The sequence below is a fragment of the Pseudomonas sp. LB1P83 genome (genome assembly GCF_054897885.1).
This window is the reverse complement of record NZ_CM142709.1, coordinates 3,419,274-3,437,040: the sequence shown is the minus strand read 5'-3', so window position 1 is coordinate 3,437,040 and position 17,767 is coordinate 3,419,274. Positions and strand designations below refer to the sequence as shown.

Here is a 17,767-nt window from a genome sequence, read left to right as displayed (position 1 = left end):
GGCACGCCGGTGCTGCCAAAGGGAGCTCGCGATGCTACACATCAGAACGCCTTTGATTCTGCACCCAGGCTTGTCAACGCCGACCCGGCGCATCTGGCTCAAGCTGGAAAACCTGCAACCCAGCGGCTCGTTCAAACTGCGTGGCATGGGCCTTTTGTGCAGTCAGGCAAAGGCGCAGGGCAAACGCAAAGTCGTCTGTCCTTCCGGCGGTAACGCCGGTTTTGCCACCGCCGTGGCCGCCGCTGCCCTCGGGCTGAAAGCCTGCATTGTGGTGCCGCACACCACTCCGGAAACCACCCGTGCCAGAATCAGGAAAACCGGTGCCGAGGTGATCGTTCACGGCAAGGTCTGGGACGAGGCCAATCAACGGGCGAAAGAGCTTTCACAGGGTTCGGACGCCGAATACGTGCCAGCCTTTGATCATCCCGTGTTGTGGGAAGGGCACAGCACCCTGATTGATGAAGTCCTCGAGGATTGCCCTCATGTCGATGCGCTGGTGATGTCGGTGGGCGGCGGAGGTTTGTTGGCGGGCATCCTGACCGGATTGATCCGGCACCATCGCATGGACTGCCGGATCGTCACGTGTGAAACGCAGGGCGCGGCGTCCTTCGCCGCCGCCATTGAGGCCGGGCATCCCGTCAGATTGGCGCGCATCGATACCGTCGCGACATCGCTGGGCGCTGCCAGAGTGGCCGCGTGGCCGGTGCAGCACATCCTCGAATTTCCTCACGAATGTGTGGTGCTCAGTGATGACGAGGCGATCATGGGCGTGGTGCGTTACGCCAACGATCTGCGTCAGCTGGTTGAGCCGGCGTGTGGTGTTTCATTGGCGGTGGCGTACCTGGATCATCCGGCGATTGCCGAAGCCCATAACGTGGTGATTGTGGTGTGTGGCGGGGTCAGCATCAGCGCGCAGTTGGTGGCCGGGTGGGCGCGCTTATCCGCAGGGTGAAGCAAGGCAGGGCTGCAAACTATCCTAGTGTCGCGAACCCCACCTCAACCTTCATTGGCCGGCAGCGACGCTTTCGTGAATCAGGATCGCTCTGGCCAGCTCTTCGTCGCTTGCGTTGAGTCCGGGATTTGCCTGGCGAATCTGATTCAACACCGACTCCAGGTACACACCGCGAATCGTACCGCCACTGGCAACGAAGCTGGAGGCGTCATCACGGGCCGGAATCGCCAGTTTGTTGTCCTTGAACGTCGAGTACAGCGATGCGGAAACCCCGGCAGAGGTGGCGACATCACCTGCATCCACTTTGGCCATCGCGGAGCCGAAGGGTAAACACAACAGGAATGAGGAAATGATAATCAGACGGCGCATAGCAATGTCCTCTGAAGCGTGAAGCAAAAAGGAAGTACCTCATCATTTAGGATGCCCGGCGAACGTCAAGAGTTCCCTGTTGATGCGTTACCCGCGCCTGATACCGCTCAAAACCTCAGCGTTGCCCCAGTGATCAGCCACTGATCACGTTCCCCCGTCAGGTTGCGTCCCACCACCAGATCGACATCGATGCGCTCACCGATATGCAGCCTCGGCCCGGCCTGCCACGCCTGTTCGCCGCCTCGCTGGCCGTAGCGTTCAGCAATCAGCGTCAGGGAGCGGGCCAGGTCGTATTCGACGCCGGAGCCCCAGGTCCAGCGATGGTTTTGCTCGCCATCGTCATAGGCGTGGGTCCAGCCGGCATTGAGGTTCAGACGCAGGGTTTCGATCGGTTGGTAGGTGAATGGCAGGTTCAGGTCGGCGCCATCGAAGGCGTGGGCCCGATTGAAGGCAAAGTGCGCCGAACCCGCCAGCGCCAACGCGAGGCCAAGGTCTTCCCGTGAGAATATTTGCGCCTTGAATTGCGGGCTTAGCTGGGTTTCCGAAACCCCGTCATCGCGGCTGTGCTGTACGGCCGCGCCGAGTTGCACGTTGGGCAGACTTTTGAATGTGCAGTCCTGTGACACCACGCTGGTGCTGGATGAATGGTGCCGACCGTTTTGGTACCAGGCGTCGATGTTGCATTCGCCAGGGGCGTTGATCCCGGCGTCATCCACCGCATACGCACCGCCGGCAGCGTTGGCGCTGGAGATGATGCTGAGCAGTGCGATCAGGCCCAGGGTGAGGCTGACGAACAACAGATTGCGCCGCAGGGTCCGGCCCTGAGAGGGCGGCAGGTTGCGCACAAAAGACGTAAACAGACGAGTGGGTTTTTGCATGAAAGTGACCTCAAAGTTTTTTTGATAGCGAGCAGCGGTTGAGCCCTGATGCGGTCATGTAGCAGCTGCCGAGCAGCGCGAGGCTGCGTTCGGCTGCGAAGCAGTCGTAAAATCAGAGATTGCGATACGTCAGGCAGAACGCATCAGCCGGACTCGCGACTGCTTCGCAGCCGAACGCAGCCTCGCGCTGCTCGGCAGCTGCTACAGGAACGCGTTGGCTCAGTGCCGATCCTCTACCGATAAGGTTTGCAAACCGGCCGTCCGGGCCTGGGCGACCAGTTCTTCGGTGTCTTCGCCGCCGGGCAGGGCAATGACCACGTCAGGCCTGCTATCGAGCAACATGAAGTGGTTGCGCAGGCGTTCAGCCGACTTGCCGTGGCGCTGCCAGTTGGGCGGGTAGCGCACGATGTCGGCGCCTTGTTCCCGGGCCCACTCTTCGATGTCGCCGCCAAGGTATTGATTGCCGCCATGGATCAGCACACGCACCGGGTGCATGCGCTGAAAGGCGTCGAGGACCCGCCGGCACAGACGGCTGTCGGCATAATGGCGACCCGCGCAGATCAAGAGGCGCATGACGGATTTTCCTTGGCCAGATCGGTGCTCTCGACCGGTTGTTCACCGGCACGCTCCAGCAGCGGATAGCCCAGGGCAGCGATGTGGTGATGCACGCGGCGGTAATCACGCAGGACCCGCTGGAAGATGTCGCCGGATTCCGCCCAGGTGTTTTTGTCCTCCTGCAACTTGCGAAAGTGCTCGCGGCTGGCATGTGCTTCGAGCCTTCTGACGGTCTCCTTGCGATGGATCAAATGGTGCGCAGTGGGAATGTCTTCGCGCAGGAACACGGTGATCGCCAGGCTCAGGCTTTCCAGCAGCGCATCGTGCAGCGGCGCGATGTTGCCCAGCTCGAACGCCGAGAATTGCTCACCACGGCGCAAGCGGCGCATGGCCAATTGCGACAGGCTGCTGGAAAGAATGTCCGCGGCATGTTCCAGGTTGATCACGAACATCAGGATTTCCTGGGAGCGATCGGCATCGCTGTCACTGATGCCTTCCTTGCCGATGTCCGCCAGATAAGCCCGAATGGCGGCGCCCAGCAGGTCCAGTGATTGATCGATGCGCCGCACTTCATCGGCACAGGCGGGCGCCGAGGTGTGGAACAGCTGCACCAGTCGGCCGAGCATCGCCGAGAGCATGTCGGCCATGCGCAACGCTTCGCGGGCAGCGTTGGACAGGCCGATGTTGGCCACTTCCAGACCCGCCTCGTCCAAGTAGTGCGGCATGCCTGGGTCGACATCCCGCTCAGGTGCCGGCAGCAGACGAGTGAGCCATTTGGCGAGCACATCGGTCAGGCCGATGAACACCAGCGCCAGCAGCAGATTGAAACCGCTGTGCAAGGTCACCACCAACACCGACGGTTCCAGCTTCAGTTCGGCAATCAGCCCGGCGAATGGCAACACCATCAAAGCACCGACCGCACGCACCAGCAGATTGCCCAGCGGCAGGCGTCGGCCGACGCTCGAACCGGCATTGATGACCGACGGCAGCGCGCCGCCAATGTTCACGCCCAGGACCAGCGCGACGAGGGTGGTGGCCGACAACATGCCAGTGGCGGCCAGCGAGACGATCAGCAACACCACGGCCACGCTGGAATGGCACAGCCACGTGAGAATCAGCGCCACCAGCAACGCAATCAACAGATCGCCGTCCAGGCTCTGCATGATCAACTGGAAGACCGGCGCGCCTTCGACTTCCGCCAGCGTTGAACCGAGCATGCGCAGGGCCAGGAGCATCAGCCCCAGACCAATCAGCGCACAGCCGACGCTTTCGTACCGCGAGTCATCGCGCAGGCGGAACACCATCAAACCCGCTAGCAAGACGATGGGTGTGAGGATTGAAACGTCGACGCTGAGCAGTTGCACCACCAGGGTCGAACCGATATTGGCGCCGAGCATCACCGCCAACGCGGGCGCCAGACCCAGGGTGCCGGCGGCCGTGAACGAAGTCGCCATCAGGCTGACGGCGGTGCTGCTTTGCAGAATGCCGGTGATGCCGATACCCGAAAGCAAGGCCATCCAGCGGTTGTTCAAGTTGTGGCCCAGCCACTGGCGCAGTGGCGTGCCGAAGCCACGCAACAGCGCCGAAGAAATCATGTGAGTGCCCCACAGCAAGAGTGCGATGGAGCCTGCGAGGTTGATCAGTAGAGTAGTTCCCGACATCAGGACTCTCCCTTTTTCGATAGGGTTAAGCGCATTCCCCTGTGGGAGCGAGCCGGCTCCGGGCGGCGTTCCGACGATAGCGGTGGATCAGTCGACATCTCTTTTGAATGTCAGTCAGCTATCGCGAGCAGGCTCGCTCCTACAGGGGATTGTGGTGTTCTGGTGAATTGGGTTTGTCAGGCCATCAGAACCACTGCTTGAAGCGGCGGATGTAGATCGTCTTCATGATCTGCGCGAACACGCAGTAGCTGAGCAGGGTGCCCACCAGCCAAGGGAAGTACGCCCACGGCAGCGGTTGCAGGCCGACCAGCGTGCCCAGTGGCGAGAACGGAATGTAGATCCCCAACGCCATCACCAACCCGGTCATCAGGATCACCGGCAACGCCGCCGTGCTCTGGAAGAACGGAATCTTCTGGGTGCGCAGCATATGCACCACCAACGTCTGCGACAGCAGCCCTTCGATGAACCAGCCGGACTGGAACAGGCTCTGCATTTCCACGCTGTTGGCGGCGAACACGTACCACATCAGGGCGAAGGTGGTGATGTCGAAGACTGACGAAGTCGGCCCGATCCACAACATGAAACGGCCGATGTTCTTGGCGTCCCACTTGCGCGGTTTGCGCAGGAACTCCTTGTCCATCTTGTCCCACGGCAGCGACAGCTGAGAGATGTCGTACATGAGGTTTTGCAGCAGCAGGTGAATCGACAGCATCGGCAGGAACGGAATGAACGCACTGGCCACCAGCACCGAGAACACGTTGCCGAAGTTGGAGCTGGCGGTCATGTTCAGGTACTTCATGATATTGCCGAAGGTCTCGCGGCCCTTGAGCACGCCTTCCTCCAGCACCATCAGGCTCTTTTCCAGCAGAATGATGTCGGCCGATTCCTTGGCGATGTCGGTGCCGCTGTCCACCGAAATGCCGACATCGGCATCGCGCAGGGCAGGGGCGTCGTTGATGCCGTCCCCGAGGAAACCCACGGTGTGACCGTTGGCCTGCAGCGCCTTGAGCACCCGGGATTTTTGCAGCGGCGTCAGCTTGGCGAACACCGTGCGATCTTCAACCCGCAGCTTGAGGGTGGTGTCGTCCATGTTCTCGATGTCTTGCCCGAGCAGCGGCGTGCCGGGCTCCAGACCGACTTCGCGGCAGATCTTGCAGGTCACCACGGCGTTGTCGCCGGTCAGCACCTTGACGGTCACGCCCATGTCGCGCAGCGCAGCAATCGCCGGGCCCGCGGTTTCCTTCGGTGGATCGAGAAAGGTCAGGAAGCCGCGAATCACCAGTTCACGTTCGTCCGCGGTGTTGTACTGGTTTTTGCTTTGCGCTTTCGGGATCTCGCGGGTGGCGACCAGCAGCACCCGGAAACCGTCCTCGTTGTACTCGTTGGCCAGGGCCTGCAGGTCCTTGCGGCGCTGTTCATCGAGTGCCACGACCGTGCCGTTTTCATGAATGTGGCTGGCGATGCTCAGCATTTCCTCGACCGCGCCTTTGCACACCATCAGATGATCGTCGCGGCTGTCCTTGACGATGATCGACAGGCGCCGACGGACGAAGTCGAACGGCAACTCATCGACCTTGCTGTAGGCGAACGGCACGCGAAACTTTGGATTGCTGTTGGCGAATTGCACCACGGCCTGGTCCATCAGGTTTTTCAGACCGCTCTGGTGATGGCTGTTGAGCCACGCCAGTTCGAGGATCGTGTCGTCGCGCCGACCGTTGCTGTCGACGTGGTGCTCAAGAATGATCTTGTCCTGGGTCAGGGTGCCGGTCTTATCGGTGCACAGCACGTCCATCGAACCGAAGTTCTGGATTGCATTGAGGCGCTTGACCACCACTTTGCGCTTGGCCATGGCCATCGCGCCTTTGGCCAGGTTGGCGCTGACAATCATCGGCAGCATTTCCGGGGTCAGGCCGACCGCGACCGCCAGGGCAAACAGGAACGCGTCGCTCCAGTCGCCCTTGGAGAAGCCGTTGAGCAGGAACACGATCGGCACCATGACCAGCATGAAGCGGATCAACAACCAGCTGACGCTGTTCACCCCACGGTCAAATGCCGTTTGCACCCGCGAGCCGACAATGGCTTTGGCCAGCGAGCCGAAGTAGGTGCGCGGACCGGTCGCGACCACCACCGCTTTGGCGGTGCCGCTGACCACGTTGGTGCCCATGAAGCAGATGTTCGGCAGGTCCAGCAGGTTGGATTGATCGGCTGCGCCGTGGGATGCCGACTTCTGTGCGACGTCGCCCAGGGTGTCGTACTTCTCGACGGGCAAGGCTTCACCGGTCAGCACCGCCTGGCTGATGAACAGGTCGCGGGATTCGATCAGGCGGATGTCCGCCGGGATCATGTCGCCGGCGCTGAGCTGGACGATGTCGCCGGCCACCAGTTCGCGCATCGGCACTTCGCGCAGCACCGGGCCATTGCCGTTTTGCCCGCGTCGCAGCACGGTCGCCGTGGTGCGCACCATCGCTTTCAACGCTTCGGCGGATTTGGCCGAGCGGTATTCCTGCCAGAACCGCAGCAGGCTGCTCAGGGTGACCATGGTCATGATAATGATGACCTTGGTCAGGTCCGCATCGTCGCCTTCGCCCTGACTGATCGGCAGCCAGTAGTCGGTGAAGAAACTGATGCCGGCCAGGGTCAGCAGCACATAGATGAAGGGATTGTTGAGGGCTTTGAGCAGTTGGACGATGGCGTGAGGGGGCTTGTCGTGGGCGACTTCGTTGAAGCCTGCGCGGGCCAGCCGGCCTTCGGCCTCGAGTTCAGTCAAACCGTCAGGGGTGGCGTTGAGATTGGCGAGGGTCACGGCCAGGCCGTTTTGTGCTTCACGGGCGGCACGCATCGACAGTTTGGCGTTGTCGCTGCTGGCGCCTTTGGCGCGGATATCCGGAGTTTTTACAGTCGTCATTGTGTGTGCTCCTGCCGCCGACTTGCGGCACGACACACAGCCCACTCATCTATTCATAGGCGAGCGAATGTATGTCGAGTCGCAAACAGGCGATCAATTTCGAAAGTGTTGTTTTCTTGTGTTTTAACGTTCGCTGCGTATCAACGGAAAGTTGATAAGCAGCGAACCGTCTACTGGCTTCGTCCATAACTAACTCAAGCAAATTGATGTTTTAACAGGCAATAAGAAGTTGCCGAATTCCCTATTAAGGAAAACGTTAAAAGAAGGACTTTGAAGTGCCTTCAGATCAACTGAAAGTGCAGGCCCCGAGGGTCAGGCCGAACAGTCGCGCGATGCGCCGACTCGGTGGTTCCTGGCTGTCGTCGAAGCTCCAGCGTTGCTGAAGCCGGCCCGTCATCGGGCAGACGCGCCAGTTGGCACGAGGGTGTGCCTTGGCAGGGGAAGAAGGGGTGCAAAACGGGGCGCTGACCCGAGTCGCCAACAGACGCTCACGGCACAGCTTGACCCGCATGGTCGATGCAAAGGCCCGTACGCCCGGCATTACGGTGGTTTTGAAGTTCATAACATGCCTCTGGACCGGACGGACGCCGGTGAGGCAAGTTACGGTGGAGCATCAAGCTCTAGCGCAGCTCACCCGACCGAAAAGTCGAGTCCCGTCATTTACTGGGTTATGTGCCAGGGTCCGCGAATTCGCGGTGTCCCGACAGCGACTAGATACTGTGTCCATTGGATTCTTTTGTGAGTTGAAAAAAGGCCTTCGTCGAAGGCCCGGGCAATTTACTCAGGGAGGTGGGTTAAGTCAACCTTCAATGTCCGCTAAATACCGAATTGATGGAAAAAACATTGGATTCCAATATTGAAGTTCGAACTTGTTCAGCTGAATGACAATGTTTGTCCTCGGACAGCTGCTGTACAAGGGCTCGACCCAGGTCAACATCAATCCGGTCGCGATTCACTGACATCCGCAGTGGTAACGTAGAAACTTGCGTCAACTACCCCACTTAACAGGCACAGGAGCAACATCATGGATTTGGCTATTTCGGGCGCTGGGCGATCGTCTGCGCGGCCAGCAAAGGGCTGGGGCTGGCCTGTGCTCGCGCCTTGGCGTTCGAGACCGAGCGCTTGCACAAGACCCTGAGCGCCGCCGAGGCCAATGGTGCCAGCGTCGAAAGCATTGGCGAACAGCGGCGCAGAAACGTACCGGCCCAGCGCTTCGGGCAGCCTGATGAGTTCGGTGCGTATTGCGCGTTCATTTGCAGCGCCCACGCCGGTTTCCTCACCGGGCAAAACCTGTTGCTGGACGGGGGCAGTTACCCAGGAACGTTCTGATTTTTTATCTTGAAAGGCCGTCCGAAAATCACCGGCCCGACCGAGCATGGCGTGCCGGGGCTGGTGAACCTGATCGGCATCGAATATCCGGGTTTGACCAGTTGCCTGGCACTGGCTGATCGGGTGGTGAACCATCTGACTCCGCATTCCCTGTAGCAGCTGCCGAGCAGCGCGAGGCTGCGTTCGGCTGCGAAGCAGTCGTAAATCCTGCGCACGCGGTTCAACTGATAGACCGCATTGCCTGAATTGACGACTGCTGCGCAGCCGAACGCAGCCTCGCTGGGGCTCGACAGCTGCTACACCGAACGCATCGTGGCGAAGTGCCGGTTATCAGCCTTTGCAATGCCGCCCGCTGTGAGGGCTATGCTTGCCAGTGCACCCATCGTAATGGGAGAACTGTGATGATCAACGTACGCACTGCCCGCCTGCTTGCCGATTACAAGCAATGGGCCGATCAGCGCCTATTTGACAGCCTGGCCGCATTGCCGCCGGGGGAGGTCAACAAAGAGCGGGTGTCGGTGTTCAGAAACATGATCGGCACCCTGAACCACATCTACGTCGTGGACTGCATCTGGCAGGCCCACCTCGAAGGTCGAGGGCACGGCTTCAAAACCTCACACGACCTGCTGCATCCCGATCTGGCTGATTTGCGCATGGCGCAAAAGGAGATCGATCACTGGTATTGCAGGTGGAGCGCCCGGCAGAGCGACACGTCGCTGGATAAACCCGTCGAATTCACGTTTGTCTCGGGCGAGAGCGGCACCATGAGCGCCGGCGCGATGCTAATGCACGTGGTCAATCACGCCAGCTATCACCGTGGCTGGGTGATCCAGATGTACTTCGACATTCCAGCCATGCCACCGATGACCGACATGCCGATTTTCCTGCGCGAGACCGACCCGGATTTCACCTCGCTCAGAGCACCGGCAGTTCAGCCGACATGTGTTGGGCAATTCGCGAGCGCAACCAACGTTCTGCCGGATCGTTATCGTTGACCCCGTTCCAGACCATGGACAGCTCGGACAGCACGATGTCAAACGGCGGGTCGTCGGCACGCAACTGACTGCTGCCTTCGATCAGCGCACACGCCGCGTAGTCCGGCACCGTGGCCAGCATATCGGTGCCGGCCAGCAAGGCGCGCAGCCCGGAGAACTGCGGCACCGCCAACACCACCCGCCGTGAGCGGCCGATGCGCGCCAGATCGTTGTCGATGGCCCCAGTCAAATCCCCGGAAAACGACACCAGCGCGTGAGGGCGAGCGCAGTATTCATCCAGGGTCAGGGGGCCGGGACGGTCATCGCCGCGCAATATCTTCACGCTCAGATCCCGCAGTTTTTTGCGCTTGACATTGGCCGGCAGTTCGGTGGTGTAGCTGATCCCGACAGAAATCTCCCCGGAGCCGAGCATCGACGACATCAGCAAGTAATTCACCCGACGGACCACCACCACGACGTTCTGCGCCTCTTCGCGTATCTGCTTGAGCAACGGCGGAAACAAGCCGAACTCGGCATCGTCGGACAGGCCGATACGGAACACATCGCGGCTGGTGGCCGGGTCGAAATCCTTGGCCCGGCTGACCGCACCGGAAATCGTATCCATCGCTGGCTGCAATTCCTTGAGAATCACCAAGGCCCGCTGGGTCGGCTCCAAAACCCGACCGTTGCGCACCAGCAACGGGTCGTCAAACAAATCGCGCAATTTGGCCAGCGAGGCACTGACAGCGGGCTGACCGAGGAACAGCTTCTCCCCAGCGCGGGTCAGGTTTTTTTCGAACATCAACGTTTCGAAAATCACCAGCAGGTTCATGTCCACGCGGCGCAGGTCGTTGCGGTTCATGTCCGGGTACTCGCAGGGATTTTGGGTCTTTTCAGTAAAGCATCAAACCTTGTGGAGAGAGGCCGCCTGAGATGAGGGACTACTTGTGGCGAGGGGGCTTGTCGGAGCGCCGCACCGCCCCGTTCGGCTGCGAAGCAGTCGTAAATCCTGGGCACTCGGTTTATCTGAATGACCGTGGTTCTAGGTTTTGGTGCCGCTGAGCTACGCAACGGCCCCAAAAAAGGGACCATTGCACAGCCCAACATCAGCTACCCACGACCTACTTGGGCAAATCAATTTTATCCAGCACTCGATTCGCCGTGATCTCCGCCATCATGATGCTGTTGGAAATTCCCAGCAGCGCATAACGCGACTCACCCTCCAGATGATCCACCAACTGGTGGACCATCACATCGACCGAGGCTAGCGTCTCGACGAGATACACCGCCAATGTTTCGGCCGTGGCTTCCGGGTCTACGGAGAACAGGGTGCTGCGGGTTCGTGGGGTGGCTTTGATGTCGGCGTTCGATGGGAAGTGGAAGTCGAGGGCGCGCTCGGCGGCTTCGTTGAGTTTTTTTGAATCGGGTTCGTACGGCGAGGCTGGATCGGTGCCTGGTGGATTAGGTGTGACTTTGAACATAGATGCTTCCCTTTTGTAGTAGGGGCCGCAACCATCTCGCGACTAAACGAGGGGGTGGCAGCCGTGCGCAAGTTAGTCGACCGGTAAGGAAAAGCAAAAATCCGGCGCGTCCGAAGACGCCTTGCGCACAGCTGCCATAAGTACAGGCGAATACCTGCTGACGATGCTCGTGCGACCGCTTTAACTTAGCCGGGCGACTAAACCCGATCACTGATGGGCAGTGACAGGAATCAAGTTACCGAGCGGCCGTTAGGCGCACAAGCCGGCGGATTCTGGCGCAGCCGTAGGCAACGGCGCAAGGATTTGTAGCTTTCAGGAAGTATCTTTGAGGGTGTTTAAACAAGCGCTGTTTCGCGCTTAAACAGATGAGTGGGATAAGGGCCGCATCAGCAGACTCTGTGGCGAGGGAGCTTGCTCTCGCTGGGTCGCGCAGCGGCCCCAACACCTGCAACCACGTACTGTCAGGATGACCGCGTCGGATGGTCTGGCGCCTGCTACGCAGCCGAACAGGAGCAAGCTCCCTCGCCACAGGGTTTTTGTGAACTTCACACTTTAAGGTGTCACCACCACAGGGTTGGATCGTTCCCCACGCGGGGAACGATCAATGCGGGCCCGGCTCCGTCAGCACCTTCCTGAACGTCTCCACCAACGGCCGCAGATTGATCCGGTGCCACGCCGCCCACAGCGGTCTGGTGTAGCCAATCCACGGCACTTCCCGCAGCACCACGCCCGGCGGTGCGTTGCGGCTCAAGCCTTTCTGAATCATCGCGATGCCCAGTCCCGAGGACACCAGCGCCAATGCAGTGAAGGGGCCGGTGGCTTCCATGCGGATGTCCGGGGTGAAGCCTGCGCGGATGCAGGCACTGACAAAGTCTGCACGGCTAGTGAGGTGCTGCACGCCGATCCACTCCTGATCGGCGAGGTCGGCCGGGGTCAGTGTGGCTTGGTGGGCGAGGGGATGGTCCTCCGGCAGGGCCAGCAGCATCGGGTCGTCCAGCACTTGAAAACCCAGCAGGTCCGGATCGTCGGCGACGGGCGGTTCGCTGACCAGCGCGATATCGAGACTACGCTGTCGCAGGCCTTCGAGTTGTTCGGCGGAGCTCTGGTTGTACAGCGCAACGTGCACGTTCGGCCGATCGACGCGCAGCACCCGCAGGGCATTGGGCAGCACGCCGGCGTGCATGGCGTTTTCAATGTAGCCGATGCACAAGCCGCCTTCTTCGCCGCGACCGAGGCGTTTGCCCAAAGATTCGAGGCGGCTGGCGTGGGTTAGCAGGGCGCGGGTTTCGGCGAGGAAGGTCTGGCCGTCGCGGGTCAGGCGGATGCGTTGCTGGCTGCGCTCGAACAGGGTCAGGCCCAGGCGTTCTTCGAGCTGGGCGATCTGCCGGCTCAGGGGCGACTGGGAAATGTGCAAACGTTCGGCGGCGCGACCGACGTGTTCTTCTTCGGCGACGGCGACAAAGTAGCGCAATTGACGGATGTCGATCATGTCAGACCTCTTGGGACTCAAGTGCTGCGCATTATGTCTTGGACGGTCCGATCGTCGCAATCTAGGATCTGCTCAACGGTGTAGGAGCCGGCTGCTGGCGATGCGGTTCGTCAAGCTGTCGACTGTTTCGCCGCCATCGCCAGCAAGCCGGCTCCTACAGGGTTTATCAGACATTTGAGAGGTATTTTCCATGAGCTTGAAAGACAAACTGCCCGGCGCGCTGGGTTTCGGTACTGCCCCATTGGGCAACATGTTCCGCGCCATCCCTGAGGACGAGGCGCAGGCCACCGTCCACGCTGCCTGGGATGCCGGCGTACGTTACTTCGACACCGCGCCGTTTTACGGTTCGGGCCTGTCGGAGATTCGCCTGGGCGCCGCGTTGGCTAAATACAACCGCGATGACTACGTGCTGAGCAGCAAAGTCGGCCGGGTCATCCTGGATGAAGTCGAAGACGTCGCCGCCCGCGACCTGGGTGAAAAAAGCGGGGTGTTCGAACACGGTCGCCCGAACAAGATCGTCAACGATTACAGCGCCGACGCGACGATGCGTTCGATCGAAGACAGCCTCAAGCGTCTGCAAACCGATCGCCTGGACATCGTCTGGGTGCATGACATCGCGCAGGATTTCTACGGCGACCAGTGGCTGGAATACTTCAATCAGGCCCGCACCGGTGCGTTCAAAGTGCTGACCCGTTTGCGCGAAGAAGGCGTGATCAAGGGCTGGGGCCTGGGCGTGAACAAGGTCGAGCCTTGCGAACTGACCCTTGATCTGACCGAAGCCCAGCCGGACGGTTTTCTGCTGGCGGGTCGCTACACGCTTCTCGACCACGACCGTGCCTTGCAGCGTTTGATGGGCGCAGCCCTGGCGCAGAACGTCGAGATCGTGGTCGGCGGTCCTTACAGCTCGGGCATTCTGGCCGGTGGCACGCACTTCGAGTACCAGAAGGCCAGCCCGGCGATCGTCAACAAAGTCGAGCAGATCAAACGCATCGCTGCCGCCCACGGTGTCGACATCAAGGCCGCTGCGTTGCAGTTCTCGCTCGCCAACCCGGCCGTGGCCGCGGTGATTCCTGGCTCCAGCCGTCCGGACCGTATTGCTGAAGATGTGGCCGCACTGTCGGCCGTCATTCCTGCTGGTTTCTGGCAAGCGATGCGCGACGCGAAACTGGTGAGCGAACGCGCTCCATTGCCAATCTGAGGAGTTTGAGCATGAAGATCGATCTGACTGGAAAATTGGCGATTGTCAGCGGCAGCACCGCCGGCATTGGCCTGGGCATCAGCAAGGCGCTGGCCGAATCCGGCGCCACGGTGGTGGTGATCGGCCGCGAAACAGCCAAGGTCGAACAGGCGCTGGCGAGCATTCGCCAGAGCGTGCCGGGCGCGCAACTGCGCGGCCTGACCGCCGACCTCGGCACGGCCGAAGGTGCCGAGCAGCTGTTCGTCGCTGAACCGCGCGCCGACATCCTGGTGAACAACCTCGGGATCTTCAACGACGTGGATTTCTTCGACACGCCGGACAGCGAGTGGACGCGCTTCTATGAGGTCAATGTGATCTCCGGCGTGCGCCTGTCCCGGCATTACGTGCCGGACATGGTCAAGCAGGGCTGGGGCCGGGTGATTTTCCTGTCCTCGGAATCCGGCATCGCCATCCCGGCGGACATGCTCAATTACGGCGTGACCAAAAGTGCCAACCTTGCGGTGTCCCACGGTCTGGCCAAACGGCTGGCGGGCACGGGCGTGACGGTCAACGCAATCCTGCCGGGCCCGACATTGACCGATGGCCTGGAACAGATGCTCAAGGACGCCACCGCCGCATCGGGGCGCAGTGTCAAGGAGGAGGCCGATGCGTTCGTGCGCAAGGCGCGGCCGACGTCGATCATCCAGCGGGTGGCGGATGTCGAGGAAGTCGCCAACCTGGTGGCCTACATCGCCTCACCGCTGTCCTCGGCCACGACGGGCGCGGCCTTGCGGGTCGACGGCGGCGTTGTCGACAGCATGGCGATCTGAATTTCATTGATTGAGCGAGAACATTACATGGCAACTGCATCAGCGTTTATCGACATTCCGGCTTCGGCCGAAGAGGTTTGGCAATTGATTGGCGGCTTCGACACGCTGCCGGACTGGCTGCCGTTTATCCCGAAAAGCGAACTGAGTGAAGGCGGGCGGGTACGTAGCCTGCAAACGGCGGATGGGGCGGTGGTGGTTGAGCGGTTGGAGGCGTTTGATAACGCCGGGAAGACTTACAGTTACTCGATTTTGCAGGCACCGTTTCCGGCGACCGAGTATCTGGCGACGATCAAGGTTGAGGCCCAGGGGCAGGGAGCTCGGGTGACGTGGTCGGGTCGGTTTCTACCGGTCGGGGTGAGTGATCAAGAGGTTGAGGAGTTGTTTACCGGGATTTATCAGGGCGGCCTCGAGGCCCTGCGGGCGAACTACCCAACCTAGAAGTACAACGCAACCTTTGTAGCAGCTGCCGAGCCTGCGAGGCTGCGTTCGGCGACGCAGTCGTCGTAAACCCTGCGAACGCGATTTTCCTGATACACCGCAGTGGTTGATTTCACGACGACTGCGTCGCCGAACGCAGCCTCGCAGGCTCGGCAGCTGCTACACAATGGTGTGGGGTTTCAGGTCTGGGGTATAAGATCCTGCCCGCAATCAAGCACCAACCGCGCCCCGCCGAGTTCACTGGTGCCCACTTCAAGCGCAAACCCATGCAGGCTGACAATCGCCGCAACGATCGACAACCCCAAGCCGAACCCGCTTTTCTGACTCCCGCCCTCAGCACGGTAAAAGCGCTGGATTAGCGGCCCTGCGGGCGAACTACCCAACCTAGAAGTACAACGCAACCTTTGTAGCAGCTGCCGAGCCTGCGAGGCTGCGTTCGGCGACGCAGTCGTCGTAAACCCTGCGAACGCGGTTTTCCTGGCACACCGCAGGGGGGATTTCACGACGACTGCGTCGCCGAACGCAGCCTCGCAGGCTCGGCAGCTGCTACACAATGGTGTGGGGCTTCAGGTTTGGGGTATCAAGTCTTGGCCGCAATCGAGTACCAACCGCGCGCCCCCCAGTTCACTGGTGCCCACGTCAAGCGCAAACCCATGCAGGCTGACAATCGCCGCGACGATCGACAACCCCAACCCGAACCCGCTTTTCTGATTCCCACCCTCGGCACGGTAAAAACGCTGGAACACCGCTTCGCGTTCGCTTTCTGGAATACCGGGCCCAGAGTCGAGCACTTCGATTCGCGTGCGCCCACCGTCATTACTCCCCCGCAAAATCACCTCGCCACCTGGCGGTGTAAATTTGATCGAGTTGCTCAGCAGGTTCGCCACGGCTTCAAACAGCAGCGCCCGATCACCGTTCAACATTGGCAACGACGTCGGCAATTGCAGCGTGAACACCAGTTCACCTTCCTCCGCCAGCGGCAGGTAAAAATCATGCAGCTCTTGCAGCAACGGCACCGGATCCAGCTGCACAAAACCGGAACGTCGTTGGCGATCCTCCAGTTCGGAAATCCGCAGTAACCCGCGAAACCGCGCCATCAAGGTATCCGCTTCACCGAGTACGGAGTCCAACTGCACGGCCAGCGTCGAACCGTCGTCCGCCTGCTGCTGGATCCGGTACAGCTGCGCCCGCAAGCGGGTCAGCGGTGTGCGCAGGTCATGGGCGATGTTGTCGCACACACCCTTGACCTCGTTCATCAGGCGTTCGATGCGTTCAAGCATGGCGTTGACGATGGCCGCGAGCATGTCCAGCTCATCGCGGCGGTTTGACAGCGGCAAACGCCGGGTCAGGTCACCGGCAACGATGGCTTCGGCGCTGGCCTGAATCGCACGAATCCGCCGTAACGGACGCCGCCGCAACAGATGCCAACCGGCGATGCCCGGCAGGATGGTCAGCGTCACGCCCCAGAACAACGCGTGCAGAATGATTCGGGTCACGGCAAACAACGAACCGTTATCGCGCACCAGCACCAGCCAACGGCCGTCTTTTGTCTGGGTCGCGACCGCGTCGCAACTGTCGGTGGGCAGGCTGGGGTCGTCAGACTCGGCGCAGTCGCCGAGCATGTGGATCTTGCCATCCAGCGGCAGGCCTTTGGGCATGTGCCGCAGTGCTCCGCTGAGGTAGCGGTGCTGCGAATCGAACAGGCCATAAGCGTCGATGCCGCGAATGTCGAAGGTCATGCTGACGGCGAGGGCGTCGGCCAACTGTTCACCTTGAAAGTGCGAAAACAGATGCTGACGTTGCATCAGCGAATGCTTGGCCAGGTTGTCCAGATAAGCTGAAACCTCGTAGTACATGACCCCCATCAGGATCCCGCTCCAGATCACAAACAGCGAACTGTAGAGCGCGAGCAAGCGGCTGCTGGAAGAGCGCCAGCCGTTAGAGGGGTTCAGCAATGACATAACCCGAGCCTCGCACGGTGCGAATCAGTGGGACTTTGCCAGGCGGGTCGATCTTTTTGCGCAGCCGGCCGATGTGCACGTCGATGAGGTTGGTGCCGGGGTCGAAGTGATAACCCCAGACCTCTTCGAAAATCATCATCCGCGACAGGATCTGCCCGGTGTTGCGCATCAGGAATTCCAGCAATTTGTATTCGGTGGGCAATAGCGTCAGCAACTGATCGTCGCGGCTGGCTTCGTGGCTGATCAGGTTCAGCTCAAGATCAGCGACCCGCAACGTGGTCGCCTGGGCGGTCACGGTGTTCTGACGGCGCAACAGCACCTCGACCCGAGCGGCCATTTCATCGGTGGCAAACGGCTTGGTCAGGTAATCATCGCCGCCAGCCCGCAAGCCGCGCACTCGCTCATCGACGTCGGAGAGGGCGCTGATCATCAGGATCGGCGTGGCCACGCCCATGGTGCGCAGGGTGGTGACGATCGCCAAGCCATCAAGCTCCGGCAGCATGCGGTCGAGGGTGATCAGGTCGTAATTGCCGCTGACTGCACGCTCCAGGCCTTCACGGCCATTGTTGACCCAATCGACGTCGAGGCCGTGGCTACTGAGTTCGGCGACGATTTCCCGGGCGGTCACGGCGTCGTCTTCGATGGTCAAGATGCGGGGCATAGGGCGTGCCTGATAGTCAGTTCATGGCGGAGTGTGGGGGCATATTGCCAAGAATTACTGGCGGCTTAATAAATTAACTTTCATGTTGCTTGGAGAACGTGTGTAGA

Annotated in this window: 16 protein-coding genes and 3 pseudogenes; 7 read left to right on the top strand and 12 right to left on the bottom strand. The window is 60.6% G+C overall.

Features of this window, described 5'->3' with window-relative positions; all coding sequences use genetic code 11:
- The first annotated feature begins 31 nt into the window (after nucleotides 1-31).
- A complete protein-coding gene (locus tag ACYZTY_RS15720) occupies nucleotides 32-952 on the top strand; it encodes a pyridoxal-phosphate dependent enzyme (protein ID WP_461954471.1) in 921 nt (306 codons plus the stop codon).
- A gap of 51 nt (nucleotides 953-1,003) precedes the next feature.
- On the opposite strand, the gene ACYZTY_RS15715 is transcribed toward ACYZTY_RS15720, so the two are convergent.
- The 6 genes from ACYZTY_RS15715 to ACYZTY_RS15690 form a co-directional block, all read right to left on the bottom strand.
- Nucleotides 1,004-1,321, bottom strand: a complete 318-nt coding sequence (locus ACYZTY_RS15715) for a DUF2388 domain-containing protein (protein WP_461954470.1) — start codon at nucleotides 1,319-1,321, stop codon at nucleotides 1,004-1,006.
- Nucleotides 1,322-1,428: 107 nt separating this feature from the next.
- Complete coding sequence (locus ACYZTY_RS15710) at nucleotides 1,429-2,199, bottom strand: hypothetical protein (protein WP_461954469.1); 771 nt, start codon at nucleotides 2,197-2,199, stop codon at nucleotides 1,429-1,431.
- Between the two features lie 219 nt (nucleotides 2,200-2,418).
- Nucleotides 2,419-2,772 carry a DUF2493 domain-containing protein gene (locus ACYZTY_RS15705; protein ID WP_461954468.1) on the bottom strand — a complete coding sequence of 118 codons (354 nt, stop codon included), beginning with the start codon at nucleotides 2,770-2,772 and terminating at the stop codon, nucleotides 2,419-2,421.
- On the bottom strand, nucleotides 2,760-4,415 hold the full coding sequence (locus ACYZTY_RS15700) for a Na/Pi cotransporter family protein (RefSeq protein WP_461954467.1): 1,656 nt from the start codon (nucleotides 4,413-4,415) through the stop codon (nucleotides 2,760-2,762). The genes ACYZTY_RS15705 and ACYZTY_RS15700 overlap by 13 nt, the downstream gene beginning before the upstream one ends.
- A gap of 184 nt (nucleotides 4,416-4,599) precedes the next feature.
- Nucleotides 4,600-7,320, bottom strand: a complete 2,721-nt coding sequence (mgtA, locus tag ACYZTY_RS15695; RefSeq protein ID WP_461954466.1) for a magnesium-translocating P-type ATPase — start codon at nucleotides 7,318-7,320, stop codon at nucleotides 4,600-4,602.
- 286 nt (nucleotides 7,321-7,606) lie between these two features.
- Nucleotides 7,607-7,882 (bottom strand): hypothetical protein, encoded by a 276-nt coding sequence (locus tag ACYZTY_RS15690; protein ID WP_461954465.1) that lies wholly within the window; start codon nucleotides 7,880-7,882, stop codon nucleotides 7,607-7,609.
- Between the two features lie 542 nt (nucleotides 7,883-8,424).
- Here ACYZTY_RS15690 and ACYZTY_RS15685 point away from each other — a divergent pair.
- The 3 genes and pseudogenes from ACYZTY_RS15685 to ACYZTY_RS15675 all read left to right on the top strand — a co-directional run.
- Nucleotides 8,425-8,649, top strand: a pseudogene (locus ACYZTY_RS15685) (SDR family oxidoreductase); the annotation flags it as partial.
- An 18-nt stretch (nucleotides 8,650-8,667) separates the two neighbouring features.
- Nucleotides 8,668-8,805: pseudogene (locus ACYZTY_RS15680) on the top strand (FAD-dependent oxidoreductase); the annotation flags it as partial.
- 245 nt (nucleotides 8,806-9,050) lie between these two features.
- Nucleotides 9,051-9,644 (top strand): DinB family protein, encoded by a 594-nt coding sequence (locus tag ACYZTY_RS15675; protein ID WP_461954464.1) that lies wholly within the window; start codon nucleotides 9,051-9,053, stop codon nucleotides 9,642-9,644.
- Here ACYZTY_RS15675 and ACYZTY_RS15670 read toward each other — a convergent pair.
- The 3 genes from ACYZTY_RS15670 to ACYZTY_RS15660 form a co-directional block, all read right to left on the bottom strand.
- The gene (locus ACYZTY_RS15670) at nucleotides 9,565-10,485 is read right to left on the bottom strand and encodes a LysR substrate-binding domain-containing protein (RefSeq protein WP_461954463.1); all 921 of its coding nucleotides are present in this window, start codon (nucleotides 10,483-10,485) and stop codon (nucleotides 9,565-9,567) included. The two genes, ACYZTY_RS15675 and ACYZTY_RS15670, sit on opposite strands and share 80 nt — an antisense overlap.
- Nucleotides 10,486-10,744: 259 nt before the next feature.
- Nucleotides 10,745-11,104, bottom strand: a complete 360-nt coding sequence (locus ACYZTY_RS15665; protein WP_461954462.1) for a DUF6124 family protein — start codon at nucleotides 11,102-11,104, stop codon at nucleotides 10,745-10,747.
- A gap of 601 nt (nucleotides 11,105-11,705) precedes the next feature.
- Nucleotides 11,706-12,593 carry a LysR substrate-binding domain-containing protein gene (locus tag ACYZTY_RS15660; RefSeq protein ID WP_461954461.1) on the bottom strand — a complete coding sequence of 296 codons (888 nt, stop codon included), beginning with the start codon at nucleotides 12,591-12,593 and terminating at the stop codon, nucleotides 11,706-11,708.
- A gap of 190 nt (nucleotides 12,594-12,783) precedes the next feature.
- Here ACYZTY_RS15660 and ACYZTY_RS15655 point away from each other — a divergent pair, with 190 nt between their 5' ends.
- The 3 genes from ACYZTY_RS15655 to ACYZTY_RS15645 are packed head-to-tail and all read left to right on the top strand — an operon-like array spanning nucleotide 12,784 to nucleotide 15,038.
- Nucleotides 12,784-13,791, top strand: a complete 1,008-nt coding sequence (locus ACYZTY_RS15655; RefSeq protein ID WP_461954460.1) for an aldo/keto reductase — start codon at nucleotides 12,784-12,786, stop codon at nucleotides 13,789-13,791.
- Between the two features lie 11 nt (nucleotides 13,792-13,802).
- Entirely contained in the window at nucleotides 13,803-14,600 is a 798-nt protein-coding gene (locus tag ACYZTY_RS15650) for an SDR family NAD(P)-dependent oxidoreductase (protein WP_438658756.1), read from the top strand.
- 27 nt (nucleotides 14,601-14,627) lie between these two features.
- The gene (locus ACYZTY_RS15645) at nucleotides 14,628-15,038 is read left to right on the top strand and encodes an SRPBCC family protein (protein ID WP_461954459.1); all 411 of its coding nucleotides are present in this window, start codon (nucleotides 14,628-14,630) and stop codon (nucleotides 15,036-15,038) included.
- Between the two features lie 179 nt (nucleotides 15,039-15,217).
- Here the strand turns inward: ACYZTY_RS15645 and ACYZTY_RS15640 are convergent.
- From ACYZTY_RS15640 to ACYZTY_RS15630, 3 genes and pseudogenes are all read right to left on the bottom strand, one after another.
- A pseudogene (locus ACYZTY_RS15640) lies at nucleotides 15,218-15,397 on the bottom strand (ATP-binding protein); the annotation flags it as partial.
- 207 nt (nucleotides 15,398-15,604) lie between these two features.
- Nucleotides 15,605-16,999, bottom strand: coding sequence for a sensor histidine kinase (locus ACYZTY_RS15635; protein ID WP_461954458.1), 1,395 nt, complete (start codon nucleotides 16,997-16,999; stop codon nucleotides 15,605-15,607).
- Nucleotides 16,977-17,660, bottom strand: coding sequence for a response regulator transcription factor (locus ACYZTY_RS15630; RefSeq protein WP_461954457.1), 684 nt, complete (start codon nucleotides 17,658-17,660; stop codon nucleotides 16,977-16,979). Before ACYZTY_RS15630 ends, ACYZTY_RS15635 begins: the two co-directional genes overlap by 23 nt.
- Nucleotides 17,661-17,767: the final 107 nt, after the last annotated feature.